Origin of the sequence: Stenotrophomonas ginsengisoli (genome assembly GCF_001431485.1) — a bacterium.
Taxonomy (GTDB): domain Bacteria; phylum Pseudomonadota; class Gammaproteobacteria; order Xanthomonadales; family Xanthomonadaceae; genus Stenotrophomonas; species Stenotrophomonas ginsengisoli.
In genome coordinates this window covers 72,602-89,518 of record NZ_LDJM01000004.1, presented here as the reverse complement: position 1 = coordinate 89,518, position 16,917 = coordinate 72,602, and the positions used below count along the sequence as shown (strand labels likewise).

12 protein-coding genes are annotated in these 16,917 nt (G+C 67.7%); 2 read left to right on the top strand and 10 right to left on the bottom strand.

Annotated features, from left to right (window positions below; genetic code table 11):
- The 5 genes from ABB30_RS01200 to pilG all read right to left on the bottom strand — a co-directional run.
- Positions 1-4,610: Hpt domain-containing protein (locus tag ABB30_RS01200; RefSeq protein WP_152980484.1), on the bottom strand; the 4,610-nt coding region annotated here is incomplete at its 3' end.
- Between the two features lie 114 nt (positions 4,611-4,724).
- Entirely contained in the window at positions 4,725-6,761 is a 2,037-nt protein-coding gene (locus tag ABB30_RS01195) for a methyl-accepting chemotaxis protein (RefSeq protein WP_057636415.1), read from the bottom strand.
- 52 nt (positions 6,762-6,813) lie between these two features.
- Positions 6,814-7,344, bottom strand: a complete 531-nt coding sequence (locus ABB30_RS01190) for a chemotaxis protein CheW (RefSeq protein ID WP_057636414.1) — start codon at positions 7,342-7,344, stop codon at positions 6,814-6,816.
- Positions 7,344-7,706 (bottom strand): response regulator, encoded by a 363-nt coding sequence (locus ABB30_RS01185; protein WP_057636413.1) that lies wholly within the window; start codon positions 7,704-7,706, stop codon positions 7,344-7,346. Before ABB30_RS01185 ends, ABB30_RS01190 begins: the two co-directional genes overlap by 1 nt.
- A gap of 16 nt (positions 7,707-7,722) precedes the next feature.
- Complete coding sequence (gene pilG, locus ABB30_RS01180) at positions 7,723-8,124, bottom strand: twitching motility response regulator PilG (RefSeq protein ID WP_057636412.1); 402 nt, start codon at positions 8,122-8,124, stop codon at positions 7,723-7,725.
- 265 nt (positions 8,125-8,389) lie between these two features.
- On the opposite strand from pilG, the gene gshB reads away from it, so the two are divergent.
- Both gshB and ABB30_RS01170 read left to right on the top strand, forming a co-directional pair.
- Positions 8,390-9,340: a glutathione synthase gene (gene gshB, locus ABB30_RS01175; RefSeq protein WP_057636411.1), complete on the top strand. Its 951-nt coding sequence runs from the start codon at positions 8,390-8,392 to the stop codon at positions 9,338-9,340.
- Positions 9,337-10,221, top strand: a complete 885-nt coding sequence (locus ABB30_RS01170; protein ID WP_057636410.1) for an energy transducer TonB family protein — start codon at positions 9,337-9,339, stop codon at positions 10,219-10,221. The genes gshB and ABB30_RS01170 overlap by 4 nt, the downstream gene beginning before the upstream one ends.
- Before the next feature lie 25 nt (positions 10,222-10,246).
- Here the strand turns inward: ABB30_RS01170 and ABB30_RS01165 are convergent, their stop codons facing one another.
- The 5 genes from ABB30_RS01165 to mrcB are packed head-to-tail and all read right to left on the bottom strand — an operon-like array spanning position 10,247 to position 16,820.
- Positions 10,247-11,119, bottom strand: a complete 873-nt coding sequence (locus ABB30_RS01165) for an ADP-ribosylglycohydrolase family protein (protein ID WP_057636422.1) — start codon at positions 11,117-11,119, stop codon at positions 10,247-10,249.
- A 41-nt stretch (positions 11,120-11,160) separates the two neighbouring features.
- Positions 11,161-11,859: a tRNA (adenosine(37)-N6)-threonylcarbamoyltransferase complex dimerization subunit type 1 TsaB gene (tsaB, locus tag ABB30_RS01160; RefSeq protein WP_057636409.1), complete on the bottom strand. Its 699-nt coding sequence runs from the start codon at positions 11,857-11,859 to the stop codon at positions 11,161-11,163.
- Positions 11,859-13,889 carry a DNA repair helicase YoaA gene (gene yoaA, locus ABB30_RS01155; protein WP_057636408.1) on the bottom strand — a complete coding sequence of 677 codons (2,031 nt, stop codon included), beginning with the start codon at positions 13,887-13,889 and terminating at the stop codon, positions 11,859-11,861. The genes tsaB and yoaA overlap by 1 nt, the downstream gene beginning before the upstream one ends.
- A 10-nt stretch (positions 13,890-13,899) precedes the next feature.
- Complete coding sequence (locus ABB30_RS01150; protein WP_057636407.1) at positions 13,900-14,418, bottom strand: hypothetical protein; 519 nt, start codon at positions 14,416-14,418, stop codon at positions 13,900-13,902.
- An 11-nt stretch (positions 14,419-14,429) separates the two neighbouring features.
- Positions 14,430-16,820 carry a penicillin-binding protein 1B gene (gene mrcB / locus ABB30_RS01145; RefSeq protein WP_057636406.1) on the bottom strand — a complete coding sequence of 797 codons (2,391 nt, stop codon included), beginning with the start codon at positions 16,818-16,820 and terminating at the stop codon, positions 14,430-14,432.
- Positions 16,821-16,917: the final 97 nt, after the last annotated feature.

Sequence of the window (16,917 nt, the reverse complement as noted above, 5' to 3'; positions counted from 1 at the left end):
CCGGTTACGGGGTCGTGTTCGGCTTCGGCTTCGGCTTCGGCTTCGGCTTCGGCTTCGGCTTCGGCTTCGGCTTCGGCTTCGGCAACAGGCTGCGTCAGCACATCGGCAGCGGCAATGTCCGCCTGCGCCTGCGCCTGTACCTCGTCCTGGGCCGGATTGAGCGTCTGCTCGTAGGCGGGAACATCCCCATCCTCGACCTGCAGCTGCATGCCCTGGGTACGGGCCTCAAAGGCATCGACCACGGCCTGCGGCAGGCTCACCGAGCGGTGTTCACCGGTGCGGGTGACCATCCGGTGCAGGTGGTCAAAGCCGCTCTCCAGCAGACGCACTTCGGCGCTGCCCAGCTGCAGGCGCTCAGCGGCCACGGCCTCGAGCAGGGATTCAACGGTGTGGGCCAGATCGCCGATCGGATTGATGCCGGCCATGCGCGCACCACCCTTGAGGGTGTGCAGGTCACGCTGCAGCCCGGCGATGGCATCGCCATCCTGTGCATCGTTGCGCAGCTGGGCAATCAGGTCATCGCAATGGTCCAGCAGATCCTTGCCTTCCTCGACAAAGATATCCACCAGCTCCAGATCCAGCAGGTCGAAGTCCAGGCTGTCGACAGCCTCGACCTCGGCAGCCTGCGGCTGTTCAACCAGCAACTGCGGCTCGACCGATGCCTGCTGCAGGTCATCAGCGGTTTCCAGCTCGAAGTGCGGCGCGGCAACAGCGGCGTCGATCGACTCAAGCACCGGCTCTACGGCCAGTTCGGCTTCGACCGCTTCGACCGCTTCGACCGCTTCGACCGCTTCGACTGCTTCGACTGCTTCGACTGCTTCGACTGCTTCGACTGCTTCGACTGCTTCGACATCAGCAGCCTGCTCGGCCACCGGCTCCACGGCCAGTTCGACCGGAGCCTCGGCCAGTTCCAGCGCCGGCACGTCAACGGCCAGTTCGGCCTCGACCGCTTCGATCTCGGCAGTCAGTTCGGTCACCGGCTCCACGGCCAGCTCGACCGGAGCATCAGCCAGTTCCAGCGCCGGCACGTCAATGGCCGGTTCGGCCTCGACCGCTTCGATCTCGGCAGCCTGTTCGGCCACCGGCTCTACGGCCAGCTCGAGCGCAGCATCGGCCAGTTCCAGCGCCGATACGTCAACGGCCGGTTCGGCCTCGACCGCTTCGACCTCGGCAGCCTGTTCGGCCACCGGCTCCACGGCCTGTTCGACCGGGGCCTCGACCAGTTCCAGCGCCGGCACGTCAATGGCCAGCTCGGCTTCGGTTGCGTCGATCTCGGCAGCCTGTTCGGCCACCGGCTCCACGGCCAGCTCCACCGGAGCCTCGGCCAGTTCCAGCATCGGAGCGTCAACGGTCAATTCGCTCTCGACCGTATCAGCATCGGCAGCCTGTTCGACGACTGCATCTGCGGCCGGCACTACCGGCGTTTCAACAGCCAGGCTCAAGCCTGCCGCCGAGATCAGCGCATCAATTTCGCTGGCTTCCGGCAGTTCCAGACTGTTGCCCAGGTAGGCGCTCAGGTCATCGGCGACCACCTGGGCGGCATCGGCCTGGGGCAACTGGCTGGCGATTTCTTCTGCCAGCAGGTCCACCGGCGCCTGCTCCGGCTCCTGCACGTCCATATCCCAGTTTTCGTCGTTGCCGACCAGCGGATTGCCGGCTTCCGGCAGCAACGCCACCTGCTCCCGCAGCTGGGCATTCAACTGCTGGAAGCTGGGAATCATCGGGCGCTCGGCCTGCAAGGCTTCCAGGGTCTGGGCAATGGCCTGGGCCGAAGCGGACAGGACCGAGATCACCGCCACACCCGGAACCACCGCAGCCGCCAGCAAGCGCTTGACCAAAGCTTCGGCCGGACCGGTGACATCGGTGATTTCCGGCACCTCGGTCATGGCGAAGGCGCCGCTCATGGTGTGCACGGCACGCAGCAGCGGCTCGTCCACCGGCTGCGGTTCCAGCTCGCTGGCTGCCAGCCAGCCACGCAAGGTGGCCAGGTGGGTGGTGACTTCGGCCTGCAGGATATCCAGCAGCACGCTGTCCACCGCCGCCGGGGTACCGGCCGGCTCGTCGTCCACGGCCGCTTCCTGCACCACGGCATCGGCCGGGTCGTTCACCGAGATGACCTGTTCCGGCACGATCGCCGGCGCCGCCACGGCAGCACGCGCGGCCGGCACGTAATAGGTTTCCTCACCGGAGGCCACACGCTCGGCCACCCCTTGGATGGCCATCAGGTCAGCACTGACCGCGCTGCCGGCATGCAGTGCGCCGTACAGCTGCGGCAGGACCTCGTCCACGGCCAGCTGGACCATGGCGACCACGGCCGGGCTGGCCGGGCGCAGGCCATCGCGCACGCGGTTGAGCATGCTTTCGATCGACCAGCTGAACTCACCCAGGGTGCGTGCGCCGACCAGGCGACCACTGCCCTTGAGGGTATGGAACACGCGACGCACAGGCAGCAGCAGCTCGTTCTGGCCCGGGTTGGCCGACCAGGCCGGCAACATCTGCTTCAGGTTGCCCAGTTCCTCGTCGAACTCCTCCAGGAACACCTCGCGAATTTCCTGGGTATCGGCATCGACCAGGCTGCCGCTGTCCTGGAAACCGGCATCGTTGATCACTGCCGCAGCAGCCGGCACGTCGGCCAGCGGTGCGTCGACCAGCGGCTCCCCGGACACCGGCTGCAGGGCACCGGCGCTGTCGCTGAGCTGGGAGAAGAAGGCCGCTTCTTCGGCACTCCATTCCAACGCCTGCGGCTCGATCAGGGTCGCACCGGCCACATCCAGGGCGTCATCCAGCACGATCGGGGCCACATCGCTGGCCACCGGCAGGCCGGCGTCGCGCAATTCGTTTTCCACCGCCTCGCCACGACCGCTGTAGGCCGGCTGTGCGTCGGCCTCCAGGCCCTCGACGGCATCATCGACCAGCAGTGCCGGATCAAACGGAACAATGTCCAGCGCAGCCGTATCCACCGGCTGTACGTCCTCGGCCACCACCGGGTCAAAGCTGTTGAAACCGGCACCATCGCCGGCGTCGGCGAGCGAAGCCAGATCGGACAGGCTGTCGGCGGTGTCTTCCAGCACCAGCGGCTGCAGGGTATGGGTGTCGACCAGCTCAGGGCCGGCATCCTCGGCACGTACCGGATCAAACGGGCTGCTGCCCTGCCCCGGCACCTGGTGCGAGGCGGCAAACACGTACGGGTAATCATCCACCGCCGGGCGGGCCGGCGTCGGCATCTCGGCCGGCGCGTCAGCCGGCACGGCGGCCAGCGGGGCCACACTGGCCGCTGGCGACAGGCGCTCCAGTTCCGGCACCGGGCTCAGCAGCGAAGCGATATCCGGCACCTCGGCGGCCTGCGACGGCTCGGCCACAGCCACGTCGCGCGGCAGCGGCCAGTAGCGCAGGGTCTGCAGCGAGGTACGGCTGATTTCCAGGATTTCGATACCGCCCGGACGGCGCTCGCGCACCCCTTCCAGGTAGTACTCCAGCGAGGCCATCGCATCGGCCAGGGTATCCAGCTGGCGGCCGCTGGGAATGCGCAGGCGGCCAATCAGTTCGTTCTGGATGTACAGCTGCACGCCGGTGACGTATTGCGCCGGCTCATCCATGGACAGGATCTGCAGCGCGCCGGCGACATCGCCGAGCAGGCGCGGCACGTCGGCCAGTCGGGCATGATCCCAGTTGGTTTCAATGAAGGCGACGAAGTGTTCGCGCGCCTGGGCGAAGTTGGTGATCGCCTCGGCGGCCAGCACCTCCACCGTGCGCTGGGTTTCCACCGCCACCGGGTCTTCATCGTGACGCCCGCCCGAGCCCAGGGTCGAGACCTGGTCATCCAGCGAGGCATCCACGTACAGCAGGGCACCGGCGATTTCCAGCAGCAGGTCTTCGTCGATGTTGGACTGGCTGTCCACCACATCCACCAGCGACTGGCGCTGGCCCAGGACCAGCTCACGGGCACTTTCCAGGCCCATCATGGCCAGGGTGTCGGCCACCGCCGACAGCTCGTTGACCTGGGTCTGCAGGGCCGAGGCCGGCGCGCTGGTGCGCAGGTGCAGGTCCAGCGCATCCTTGATGCGCAGCAGTTCTTCCTTGACCACGCCACCAACGGTGGCCAGCAGGTCACGGTTGCGCCCGGCCAGCGAGCCACGCGCGTGTTCCAGTTCCTCGGCGCTGACATCGGCCGCTTCCGGCCCGAAAGCCAGCAGCACGCTCTCGTTCAGGCCCTCGGCACCACGCGCGGCACGGATCTCGTTGAGCAAGGGCAGCAGCACGATCGGAATGTCGCGGTGACCGTTCTGCAGGCGCTCCAGATAGTCGGGCAGCAACACGGTGCCGCGCATCAGCAACGCGCACGCCTCCTCGCTGTCGGCCACCACGCCCTGCTGCACCGCCTTGGCCAGCAGCTCCAGCTCCTCGGCCACCATCGCCGGAGCGTACAGCTCGACCATCTGCAAGGTGCCGTGGACCTGGTGCAGGGCGTTGGCGGCCTGCAGCATCTGCTGGCCGTCGCCCGGGTTCTCGACATACTCCTCGATCTGCTGGCGCATCTGCAGCAAGGTCTGGTCAAGCTCGGGCTTGACCCAACCCAGCGCAGCGTGGCTCATCGCCTCACGCGTACTCATGGCGGTGCTCCATCGACAGGTTGGTGCCCGGCGCAATGGCAGCCAGGGGCAGGTTGAAAACAATACGGCAACGGCTCATTCGTGGTTTCCCTGATGCAACGGCCCGAGCCCGGCTCATGCCGGCAGCTTGAAGTCGGCCACCGAACGGCGCAGATCCGCCGCCAGCTGGGCCAGATGGCCGATCGACTCGGCGGTATGGCTGGCACCGGTGGAGGTCTGGCTGGTGATCTGACGGATCACGCCCATGGTCTGGGTGATGTCCGTTGCCGCTGCCGACTGCTGCTGTGCGGCCACCGAGATGTTCTTGATCAAGGTGTTCAGGGCGTTGGACACGCGTTCGATTTCGGTCAGGGCGGTACCGGCGTCTTCGGCCAGGCGCGCACCGGAGACCACTTCGGCGGTGGTCTGCTCCATCGAGGAGACCGCTTCGTTGGTATCGGCCTGAATGGCCTGCACCAGGCCTTCGATTCGACGGGTCGCACCGGAGGTACGTTCTGCCAGGCGCTGCACTTCGTCGGCCACCACGGCGAAACCGCGACCGGCCTCACCGGCGCTGGCTGCCTGCACCGCCGCGTTCAATGCCAGGATGTTGGTCTGCTCGGAAATGTCGTTGATCAGTTCCACGATCGAGCCGATTTCCTGCGAGGACTCACCCAGGCGCTTGATGCGCTTGGAGGTTTCCTGGATCTGGTCACGGATCTGGTCCATGCCCTGGATCGTCTCGCGCACCACGCCGGCGCCTTCGGCGGCGATCACCACCGAGCGCTGTGCCACGTCGGCCGACTCGGCCGAGTTGCGCGACACCTGCTCAATGGAGGTTGCCACTTCAGCGATACGCTCCGAAGCGCTGTTGATCTGGTCGGCCTGGTGGCCTGCCGCGTCGGCCAGCTGCAGTGCGGTGGCACGGCTGGATTCGGTTGCCTCGGCCACCTTGCCGGAGGTCGAGTTGATGGTGGTCACCATGTGGCGCATTTCATCAACGGCGTAGTTGATTGCGTCGGCGATGGCGCCGGTCATGTCCTCGGTCACCGAGGCCTTGACGGTCAGGTCACCCTCACCGAGCGAGGAGATTTCGTCCAGCAGACGCATGATTGCCTGCTGGTTGCGGCTGTTGAATTCCACCTGGGCCTGGTAACGCAGGTCCTGTTCGCGCGAACGGCTGCGCACGGTGGTGTAGAAGAAGCCGACGATGGACACCACCGACAGCGCACCGAAGATCACCGACCACCAGAAGTTGGGGAAGATGCGCTTGTCACGCACCGAACCGAAGGCAGTGAAGCTCTGCATCAGGGCACGGCTGTCAGCCAGCATCTTGTCCGAATCGGTGGCCAGCGCCGCCGATGCGGCCTGGGCAGCGAACAGGTGACGCGAGGAAGCCAGCATGGCGTCGGCGTCCTTCTTCATGCCCTGCCAGACGCTGGCCGACTTCTCCAGCGCGGCCAGGGCCGCCGGGCTGCGCACGGCAGCCACGTTCAATTCGGCATTGCCGTTGCGCAGGCCGTCCAGCATCTGGCTGAACACGACCATGTCGCGGGCCATGGCGTCGCCTGCGGCGCGCGCACCCGGGCCGCCGGCACGCATTTCAGTGACGCGGCGGGCCATGGTGCCGGCCACAACCACCTGCTGCAGTGCGTTGTAGATCTGGCTGGCCTGGGCGCCGGAGGCCGTCATCGCACGCACCACTTCGTTCAACTCGGCCTGCAGGGCCGGCACAGCCGCCACGAAGCTGTCGGCGTGGCCGGACAGCGCCAGCACGGCCGGTTCGGACTGCACGATCTGGCCGGCACGCTCGGCCAGCGGGCTCCAGGTGTTGACCAGTTCGCGCAGCGGGCCGGACACACCGGCCTCTTCGCCAAAACGGCCCTGCAGGCCGTTGACGGTGGTTTCAATCGCCGCGCGGGTGTCCTTGAACTCGTTGAAGGCCGGGGCGTTGCCCGCGACGGCCTCACGGCCCTGGATGGCCAGGCGCTGGGACAGCACCTGCAGGTCGGCAGCGCCGTCCTGGCCGCCGGCCAGACGACCACCCTGCCAGGTGGCTACACCGGTATTGGCACCAAAGACCAGCATCGACAACAGCAACAGGCCAAGCCAGAAGTTGGCGCCAAGGTTGCCGAGCTTGCTCGAAGTGGTGGCGTCGGACGCATTGCTCATCAGGTGAGACCTCAAGTCAGCGATTTTTTGGGCACACGCAAACGCTGCCGGATCAGGCGGCAGCGTGGCGGAATTCGGGAGTACGCGAGAGCAGGGCGAGCGAGAAGACGCCCCAGTCGTGGCCATCGTCGTGGTAGGCACGATCAACGAAGTAACGGTAGCGGCCCTGTGCCAGCACACCCGGATCCACACTCTGGTGCGGGTTGAAGCTGCGCTGGCCGTACAGTTCGTCGATGGTCAGGGCCACGTCACCGCCGGCCTGGCGCACGATCAGCACGCGCTGACCCTCGCTCAACGAGGTGAACTGCCCTTCCAGGAAGTACTTCAGGTCGATCACCGGGAACAGGTTGCCACGCAGGTTGCCCACGCCCAGCAGCCATGGCTGGGCCCCGGGAACCAGGGTGACCTGTGGCATCGGCACGATTTCCACCACCTCGCGGAAATCGGACACCAGCCGGCGCTTGCCGATCCGGTAGCCGACCCCGCGCCACAACTCGGCCGAGAACTCGCGCCCCGGCAGCTGTACCGCGTGCTGCAGGCTGCGCTGCTCGTAGGCTTCCAGGATGTCGAATGGCGAGCGCATCAGTTCACCAGCTCGTTGATGCGCGCAATCAGCTCATCTTCGCGAGGCGGCTTGACGATGTAGTCCACCGCGCCCTGGCGCAGGCCCCAGGCCTTATCGGTTTCCATGTTCTTGGTGGAAACGATCAACACCGGAATCTGCTTGGTCGACTCGTCGCGTGCCAACGCACGCGTGGCCTGGAAGCCACTCATGCCGGGCAACACCACGTCCATCAGCACCAGCCCGGGACGCTGTTCGCGGGCCAGCTGCAGACCGTCTTCAGCATTGTCGGCGGCCAGCACCTGATGCCCGGCACGCTCCAACCACTGGGTGAACACCGCCCGGTCCGTGGGTGAGTCTTCGATCAACAAAATCGTTGCCATGTACCTGTCCCCCTGGTCAGGCGTTTACGTAGGTGCGAATCGCCCCGAGCAGCTCATCGCGGGTGAACGGCTTGGTCAGGTACTGCTCCGAACCCACGATGCGACCGCGTGCCTTGTCAAACAGGCCGTCCTTGGAGGACAGCATGATCACCGGCGTCGACTTGAAACGCTGGTTGCTCTTGATCAGGGTGCACGTCTGGTACCCATCCAGGCGCGGCATCATGATGTCGACAAAGATGATGTGCGGCTGCTGGTCGGCAATCTTGGCCAGGGCCTCGAAACCATCAGTGGCCGTGACCACTTCACACCCCTCGCGTTTGAGCAAGGTTTCCGCCGTCCGTCGAATGGTCTTCGAATCATCGATGACCATGACCTTCAGCCCCGCGAGCTCCCCGCCCGCAGCCATGTTTTCAGCCATTGAGTTTTCCCCATGCATGGCGTGTTGAGCCAATACGCAACGCCATTGCGAAGACGCATCTATATCCCAATCCTGCCGGTCACTGTCAAGTTGCGTCCATTTCGCGATGCTGTTGGAGCACCCAATGAGACGCACGTCGCAGTTAGCTGCGCAGCAATTGCCCGCCCATTCTGCCACTTCCCTGCCCGCCATGGGGGTACGTGCCCGCAAGTGGCGCGCAACTCGCTAACATGGTCGCCTGAACCATTCTTGCAGGCTTGAGGACATGACCCTGGATGTCATCGTGGTGATGGACCCGATCGAAAAGATCAAGATCGCCAAAGACACCACCTTTGCAATGCTGCTGGAAGCCCAGCGCCGCGGCCACCGCCTGCACTACGTGCGGCCCGGTGCCCTGGCCATTGCCGATGGCGTGGCCATAGCCCACACCGCCCCGCTCCAGGTCAGCGATGATGCAGCCGGCTGGTACCAGCTGGGTGAGTGGACCACCACCACCTTCGGCCCCGGCCAGGTGGTGCTGATGCGCAAGGATCCGCCCTTTGACAGCCAGTTCCTGTATGACACCCAGGTGCTGTCGCTGGCCGAGGATGCCGGCGCCTGCGTGGTCAACAACCCCCAGGGCCTGCGCGACTACAACGAAAAACTGGCTGCCCTGCTGTTCCCGCAGTGCTGCCCGCCCACCCTGGTCAGCCGCGATGCCAAGGCCCTGAAGGCCTTCGTCCTGGAACACGGCCAGGCCGTGCTCAAGCCGCTGGACGGCATGGGCGGGCGCTCGATCTTCCGCTCCGGCACCGGCGATCCCAACCTCAACGTGATCCTGGAAACGCTGACCGACGGCGGCAGCCAGCTGGCCCTGGCGCAGAAGTTCATTCCCGACATCAGTGCCGGCGACAAGCGCATCCTGCTGATCGACGGCGAGCCGGTGGATTACTGTCTGGCACGCATCCCGCAGGGCGATGAATTCCGCGGCAACCTGGCCGCCGGCGGCCGCGGCGAAGGCCGCCCGCTGAGCGAGCGCGACCGCTGGATTGCCGCCCAGGTCGGCCCGCTGATGCGCCAGCGCGGCATGCGTTTTGTCGGCCTGGATGTGATTGGCGACTACCTGACCGAAGTCAACGTCACCAGCCCGACCTGTGCCCGCGAGCTGGATGCCCAGTTCGGCCTGAACATCTGCGGCCAGCTGTTTGACGCCATCGAAGCCGGCCTGGCGCAATGAATCCGGCGGTCCCTGCTCCGGCTCCGGCGGCCGAATCCGGCCGCCTGGGCGCCACCTTGACCCTGTCGGTACTGCTGCATGCGATGGTGATCGCCGGCATCGGCTTCACCGTCAGCGATCCGGCCGCACTGGTGCCGACCCTGGATGTGATCTTCAGCCAGACCAGCACCCCGCTCACCCCCAAGCAGGCCGACTTCCTGGCCCAGGCCAACCAGGTCGGCGGCGGCGAGCACGAGGCGGCGCAACGCCCGCGCGAACCGCAGGCCGGCTTCGTACCGCGCAGCCGCGAGGGTGTTGCCCCGCTGCCGCAACAGGCCAGCAGCGCCGCGGCCCAGCCGCCGCCCCAGGCCCGGGTGGTCAGCAGCCGCAACAGCGAACAGCAACAGGCCCTGGCCCAGCCGCGCACACCGCCGGAACAGCCGCAGCCGGATGCCCCGCTCAATGCGCGCGAACAGCGCGACGCCGAAATGGCGCGTCTGGCCGCTGAGGTCCACCTGCGCTCGGAGCAGTACGCCAAGCGCCCGACGCGCAAGTTTGTCTCCGCCTCGACCCGCGAATACGCCTACGCCAACTATCTGCGCGCCTGGGTGGACCGCGCCGAACGGGTCGGAAACCTGAATTATCCCGACCAGGCCCGCCAGCAACGCCTCGGCGGCCAGGTGGTAATCACTGTGGGCGTGCGCCGCGACGGCTCGCTGGAAAGTGCCCGCGTGCTGCGCAGCTCGGGCACGCCACTGCTCGATGACGCGGCCCTGCGCATCGTCCAGCTGGCCCAGCCCTACCCGCCCCTGCCCGATGCCCGCGACGGGGTGGATATCCTGCAGGTGACCCGCACCTGGAGCTTCCTGCCCGGCGGCACCCTGCGCGACGTGGACCGCTGAAGACGCGGCCCACGCAGCATGCGGCTCAGCCGAGCAGGGCAGCCTGGTAGAGCTGGTCGGACAGCGCGTTGATGGTATCGGCCATGGCGATCTTTTCGCGCCAGTGCTGCGGGATGCCCTGCACGCCGTAATAGGCACCGGCCAGCTGGCCACAGATGGCCGCCGTGGTGTCGGCGTCATCGCCCAGGTTGGCCGCCTTGAGCACGGCACTGGCGAAGTCCTCGGTGGTGGCAAAGCACCACAGCGCCGCGCGCAGCGAATCCACCACATAAGCGGTACCGGCAATCGTGGCCGGATCCCAGCCGGCGACATCGCCCTTGGCGATCTCCACGATGGCCGGCGCACTGATCCGGGCCCGGTGACCGACCAGGATGATGTGCTTGTCCTCACCGTTGAGGGCATGGCGCAGCTGGGTGGCAAACAGCCGGCTGGCGTCCAGCGCCTCCTCGGCCGCATGCGTGGTGCGGGTGGCCTCGGCGGCGAAATGGCTGGTTTCCGGCGCCTGCAGGGCCCAGGCCATGGCCACCGGAGCCAGCCGCATCAGGCCGCCGTTGCCCGCGCTGTGCGGGTCTGTCGAACCGGCCATCGGCTCGCCGCTGTGTTCGAAGCGCTCCAGCGCCGCACGCACGGTGTTGCCGATGTCAAAGCATTGCCCGGTGGCACTGAAGTAACCCTCGCGATACCAGCGCACATAGCGGCGCATCTGGTCATACGGATCAAACCCGCCGCGCTCGACCAGACTGGTGGCCAGGCACAGAGCCATGGCGGTGTCATCGGTCCATTGCCCGGGCTGCAGGTTGAACGGGCCACCACCGGTCATGTCGGTGATCGGGGCAAAGCTGCCCGGCGGCTGGAATTCCACGGTGGTGCCCAGCGCATCACCCACCGCCAGGCCCATCAGGCAGCCACGGAAACGGGCACGGGCAGAAGCACGGGCGGTCACTTCTTCGACTCCCGCAGCGCCTGCTGCTCGACCAGGGTCAGGGCCACGTTGTTGCGCAGGTAGGTCGGCTCGACCAATTCCGGGGCGATGGCTTCGCCACGCTGCCATGCCGCCACCGCCAGGGTGGCCAGGTCGGCCGCATGCGGCAGTGCGCAGGCATCCACACCGAGCAGCCCGTCCTGCAGGCGGCTGGCCAATACGCCATCCGCAGCGGCAAAACCGGTGCCCACGCCGAACCAGCCCTGCCCGTCCAGCACCACCGTTTCCGGTGCCTGCACCTGCTCGACGCCTTGCGCCAGCCACTGGCCATCGGCACGCACGAAACGCCCGGTGTAGACCTCGCCCATGCGCGCATCGATGGCCGCCAGCACCTTGTCCTGCCCGGCCGGGGCACGCTGGGCCAGCACCTGCAGGGTGGACAGGGCCAGCAACGGGCGGTCGATGGCCAGGGCAATGCCTTGGGCGATGGCAATGGCCAGACGCACCCCGCTGAACGCCCCCGGTCCACGGCTGATGGCCACCGCATCGAGCTGGTTGCGGCTGATGCCGGCCTCGGACAGCAACTGCCCGGCCCACGGCAGGGTCAACTCGGTATGCCGGCGCGGGGCGATTTCAAAGCGTTCAATCAGCGCGCCGTCCACATGGACGGCCACCGAACAGGCTTCGGTGGCGGTTTCGATGGCTAGCAGTTTCATCAATTCAACTCGTCAAACAGGTCATCAGTTTGCGCCGATCCGGCGGCCGGCGCATCCACGGCCGGCGCGTGGCCGAAAAAGGCCTGCACCTGGGCCAGCTCCCGGGTACAGCGCAGGGCCGGCAGCGAAGCGAAAAACACCTTGCCGTAGCTGCGGGTCTGCAGGCGGCGGTCGCACAGCACCAGCACGCCGCGATCGGTCTCGCTGCGCAGCAGACGGCCCACGCCCTGCTTCAGTGCAATCACCGCCTGCGGCAGCTGTTCGGCACGGAAGGCATTGCCGCCGGCACGCTCGATGGCCTCCAGGCGGGCGGCGAAGACCGGGTCGTCCGGGGCCGCAAAGGGCAGCTTGTCGATCACCACCACGCTGAGCGCATCGCCCACCACGTCCACCCCCTCGCGGAAGCTGGCCGTACCCAGCAGCACACCGTTGCCGGCCGCGCGGAACTGCTCCAGCAGCCGCGCGCGTGGCGCACTGCCCTGCACGAACAACGGCCACGGCGAGCCGGCCAGCGCCTGGGCGGCCTCGCGCAGGGCCCGGTGCGAGGCAAACAGCAAAAATGCCCGCCCGCCGGAGGCCTGCAGCACCGGCAGCACCGCCGCCAGCTGGGCCGCACCGAACTGGCTGGCGGCCGGATCGGGCAGGTCCGGCGGCAGGTAACACAGCGATTGCCCGGCCCAATCGAACGGGCTGGGCAGGCTCAAGGTGGCCGGATCATCCAGGCCCAGGCGGGCGGCGATATGCTCAAAACCCCCACCGACGGTGAGCGTGGCCGAGGTGAACACCCAGGCTGCCGCCGTGGCCTGGCGGTGCTGGCGCAACGGCCCGGACACATCCATCGGCGTGGTCTGGCAGCGGAAACCACGCGCGCTCAGCTCGTACCAGCGCACGCAGGCCGGCCCGGCCTCCGCCTCGGCGCCCGGCAGGTCGGCATCGTCGAACAGACCGGCCTCGGCCGGGGCATCCAGCCATTGCTGCAGGCCACGCAGGGCCAGCTGGGCGCGCGCATGGCAGGCCAACAGGCCGGCCGAGGCATCCTTGACCCCGGCCAGCGCCGCCAGCAGCAGGCCGATGGCCTGCTCCAGCAGCTCGAAGCCATCGGCCACCGCCGGTTGGATCATCGCCGCCCACTGGGTACCCCGCTGCGGCAGCTTGCCCATGGCCTGGCGCAACTGCTGCAGGGCCTGGGCCAGGGCAGCGGCCGGGGTGGCCACCACGCTGGCAGCCGCGGCCACCTGCCCCGCTTCGCGCTCGCAGTCCAGCGCCAGTTCCTGCAACGGACGCGAGCCAAAGCTCTGGCCGAAGAAATTGGCCGCCAGCTCCGGCAACTGGTGCGCCTCGTCGATGATGAAGGCCTGCGCGCCGGGCAGGATTTCGCCAAAGCCCTCCTGCTTGAGGGCCAGATCGGCCAGCAGCAGATGATGGTTGACCACCACCAGATCGGCCGCCTGGGCCCGCTGGCGCGCAGCGACCACGAAACAATCGCCCCAGAACGGGCAGTCATGGCCCAGGCAATTGTCCTGGGTGGAGGTGATCTGCGGCAGCAGCGGCGACTGCTCGCCCAGCCAGGCCAGGCCACTGATATCGCCGTCGCTGCTGCGCCCGGCCCAGGCCGCCACCCGCGCCAGCTCGGCCAGGTCGGCAGCGCCCTGCGGTGCGGTCAGCGCCTGCTCGGTGCGGTAACGGCACAGGTAATTGGCCCGCCCCTTGAGCAGGGCCGCACGCGGGCGCACACCCAGCGCCTGTTGCAGACGTGGCAGGTCGCGGTGGAACAGCTGGTCCTGCAAGGCGCGGGTGCCGGTGGAAATGATGCTGCGCTTGCCCGACAGCAACACCGGTACCAGGTAGGCAAAGGTCTTGCCGGTGCCGGTGCCGGCTTCGGCCAGCAGCACATCGACCTGTTCAATGGCCGTGGCAATGGCCCCAGCCAGCTGCTGCTGGGCCGGGCGCGGGGCAAAACCGTCGAGGATGTCGTCCAGCGCACCGCCCGGGGCCAGCGCCGCGGCGGTACGGGTTTCCAGCAATGACAAGAGCGGCGCCTCAGAAGCGCTGGATCGGCGGCACCGTGCAGCCTTCGATCTGGGCCTGGGCCGAGGCCGCGTTGGCCGCTTCATTGCGTGCCAGTTGCGACTGCCACACCGTGGCCCAGTGGCGCCGGCACAGCGGGCCGGTGCGCGAGCCCAGGGCCAGGGCCTGGCGGGCAAACTGTTCGGCAACGGCCGGCTCGGCCGCCAGCAGGGCAATCTCGGCCCGCTCCTGCAGGATCGCCGGGTCGTTGTCGACCAAGGCCAGGGCCTGCTCCAGCAGCTGCCGGGCCTGATCCAGGTTGCCCGCCGTGCGTGCGGCCAGGGCCTGCTCGCGCAGGTCCTGGACCTGTGCATCGCGCAGCGGCTGCACGTGCAGCTCGTCATCCTGGCTGCCCGCCACCGCCTCCACTTCGGCCATGCGCTGGGCCGGGCTCAAGGGGTCAACAAATACCGGCAACGGCGCCACCGGGGCACTGCCGCAACCGGCCAAGGCCAGGGCCAGCAGGCCCGGCCACACAATCGACTTGTTCATCACATTGTTGCTCACGGTTGTTCCTGCACGGCCGGCTCGGGCTCTGCCTCACGCGGCGGCAGGCCAAACCAGCTGCGCCAGCCACCGCCCTGCTCCTGGCCTTCAATCAGTTCCGGCTCCACCGGCGCGCAGGCCACGTAGGCCGGCGCGTAACCGGACACATAAGGCAGGCGCCGCGCACCGGCACAGCCTTCGTCGGTGGATTCGTTGCGCCCATCGGCCACCCAGGCCCACTCCAGGCCCTCGTTGGTGACCTCCAGCGCGCGGCTGGGAAGCTTCTTGAAGATGCCGGCCCAGACCCGCATCGCGCCGCTGGCGCCGTACAGGCCGGTCGGCTCGTTCTGGTCATTGCCCATCCACACCACGGCCAGGTGGTCGCCGGTGTAACCGGCATACCAGCTGTCGCGGCCATCGTTGGAGGTGCCGGTCTTGCCGGCGGCATCCAGCCGGCCCAAGCCCTCGCCGAGCAGGCCACGCGCGGTACCGGAGGTCACCACCTGCTGCAGGGCGACATTGACCAGGTTGGCCGCGACCCGGTCACCTGCCTGGGCCGGTTCGGGGGTGTTGTCGTAGCGCTTGAGCAGGGTGCCGTCGGCGGCAACCACACCACGCACGGCATGCAGCGGCTGGATCTGCCCACCCGAGGCCAGGAACTGGTAGAGCTGGGTCATCGCATACGGGCTCTGGTCGGTGGAGCCCAGGATCAGCGCCGGGTTGCCCTCGGCCTTGATCCCGGCCAGCACATTGAGCAGCTGGGCCAGCCGCTCCGGGCCGGCATCCATGCCGATGCGCACCGTGGCCTGGTTGTAGGAGTGGGCCAGCGCATCGATCATGCGCACATGGCCGTGGCTGCGGCCATCGGAATTGCCCGGCTTCCACTGCCGCCCGCGCGAAAGCTGCACGGTGACCGGGGAGTCATCCACATAGGTGCCCAGCGACCACTGTTGCGGCCGGGCCAGGCCCAACATGTAGACGAAGGGCTTGAGCAGCGAGCCGACCGGACGCTGCGCTTCCACCGCGCGGTTGAAGCCATGCTCGGCCGCATCACGCGAGCCAACCACCGCCAGCACGTCGCCGCTGTGCACATCGGTGAGCACCAGGCCGGCCTGCAGCTCCGGACGACGACGGTTTTCCAGGGTCTTGATGGTGTGCGCCACTGCGCCCTCGGCATAGGCCTGGGCCGACGGCGACATGCCGGTGAACACGCTCAGGCCGGCACCCTGCAGGTCACTTTCCGGGTAGTCATTACCCAGCTGGCGGCGCACCAGGTCGATATAGCCCGGGAAGCGGTTGGCCGCGGCCAGCCCCGGCTGTTCGGGCACGCCCAGCGGTGCTGCCGCGGCCCGGTCATGCTCGGCCTGGTCGATCAGGCCATTTTCCAGCAGCTTGCCGAGCACGAAGTTGCGCCGGTCCAGGGCACGCTCCGGCTGGCGTCGCGGATCGTAGTAGGACGGCCCCTTGACCAGGCCGATCAGCAGGGCCACCTGCTCGGTGGACAGCCCGTCCAGACGGCGGCCGAACCAGAATTCCGCGCCCGAGCCCATGCCATGGATGGCCTGGCTGCCACGCTGGCCCAGGTACACCTGGTTCATGTAGGCCTCCAGGATGGTGCGCTTGTCATAGCGCACCTCCATGATCAGGGCGTACAGGATTTCATTGAACTTGCGCCGCAGGGTGCGCTCCTTGCCGATCCCCAGCAGGCCGGAGCGGGCCAGCTGCTGGGTCAGGGTGGAGGCGCCCTGGCGGGTCTGGCCGCCCGAACGCACGGTCACCCACAGCGCGCGGATGATGCCGCTGACATCGATGCCGTGGTGGCGGCTGAAATCCCGGTCTTCCACCGCCTGCAGGCCGGTCACCAGCAGGTCGGGCACTTCTTCCATGCGCACCAGACGACGCTCTTCCTGCTTGGCGCCGTACAGGGTGGCAATACGGGCCGGGTCCAGGCGGGCCGCACGCAGGGCATCGCCGCCGGCCAGGGCCAGACGGTTGACCTGGCCACCGGACAGGCGCACTTCCACCCGCTGTGCCGGCACCCGGCCGTCCACGTCGATATAGCCGCGGCTGGAGATGACGAAGCGGTTGCCATCGCGCAGGTAGGTCGACGCGGCCTGGCCCTTGCCATCATCGATGTAGCCGGCCGCAGCCAGCTCCACGCGCAGGGTCGCCGCATCCATCGCCACGCCCGGGGCCAGCACCAGCGGCCGCGCATACACGCGGGTGGGCACCTGCCAGCGCAGCTGGCCGAAACGCTCGGTCACCTGGCTGTTGAGATGGACCACGTACGGGATCAAGAACCCCAGTGCCAGGGCCAGCAGGGCCAGCGCCGCGGTGATCAGGCGCCCGCGCAGGACCGGAGCGGGCGGCGACTTGCGTTTTGAGGTGCTTGGGTTACGTAGGGACACAGGGATGCGAGAATGGACTGTTCCGGGCGAGTCTAGCGCAGGCGGCGCGTCTGCCCAGCGTTTGTGTGAACCCGATGCCGCATCAGGAGTCCAAAGC

Coding starts and splice junctions, on each gene's coding strand:
- gshB (WP_057636411.1), top strand. CDS start 8,390: ATGACCCTGGATGTCATCGTGGTGATGGACCCGATCGAAAAGATCAAG.
- ABB30_RS01185 (WP_057636413.1), bottom strand. CDS start 7,706: ATGGCAACGATTTTGTTGATCGAAGACTCACCCACGGACCGGGCGGTG.
- pilG (WP_057636412.1), bottom strand. CDS start 8,124: ATGGCTGAAAACATGGCTGCGGGCGGGGAGCTCGCGGGGCTGAAGGTC.
- ABB30_RS01190 (WP_057636414.1), bottom strand. CDS start 7,344: ATGCGCTCGCCATTCGACATCCTGGAAGCCTACGAGCAGCGCAGCCTG.
- ABB30_RS01150 (WP_057636407.1), bottom strand. CDS start 14,418: ATGAACAAGTCGATTGTGTGGCCGGGCCTGCTGGCCCTGGCCTTGGCC.
- ABB30_RS01195 (WP_057636415.1), bottom strand. CDS start 6,761: ATGAGCAATGCGTCCGACGCCACCACTTCGAGCAAGCTCGGCAACCTT.
- ABB30_RS01170 (WP_057636410.1), top strand. CDS start 9,337: ATGAATCCGGCGGTCCCTGCTCCGGCTCCGGCGGCCGAATCCGGCCGC.
- tsaB (WP_057636409.1), bottom strand. CDS start 11,859: ATGAAACTGCTAGCCATCGAAACCGCCACCGAAGCCTGTTCGGTGGCC.
- ABB30_RS01165 (WP_057636422.1), bottom strand. CDS start 11,119: ATGGGCCTGGCGGTGGGTGATGCGCTGGGCACCACCGTGGAATTCCAG.